The 255-nt window shown below is 47.8% G+C and carries 1 protein-coding gene; it reads right to left on the bottom strand.

From position 1 onward, the window contains the following. Window positions 1–255, bottom strand: a 255-nt coding sequence (locus H8K33_RS20265) for an IS3 family transposase (protein WP_186892768.1), incomplete at both ends; no start/stop codon positions are given.

Here is a 255-nt window from a genome sequence, read left to right as displayed (position 1 = left end):
TTGTCGCCGTCACGCGACGATAGCCGTAGCGACCATGATGCTTGTCATAGATGGTGCGAATGCGTTGCTTGATCGCAGCATACTTATCGTCGAGAAGCGATTGTTTGCGTTGGTAGTAAAACGTACTGCGTGCCATGCCAACTACCTTGAGAACCTGTGTGATCGGATATTGCTGCCTTAGTTCATCGACTATTTGCGCTTTCTCTCTTGCGCTAGTTTCTGCTTTGCCTGAACTAAGGCTTGCAACTTTTTTAG

It is taken from the genome of Affinundibacterium amnicola (assembly GCF_014284275.1).
Taxonomy (GTDB): domain Bacteria; phylum Pseudomonadota; class Gammaproteobacteria; order Burkholderiales; family Burkholderiaceae_D; genus Undibacterium; species Undibacterium amnicola.
The sequence above is the reverse complement of the archived record's forward strand: the minus strand, read 5'-3'. Positions and strand labels throughout refer to the sequence as shown.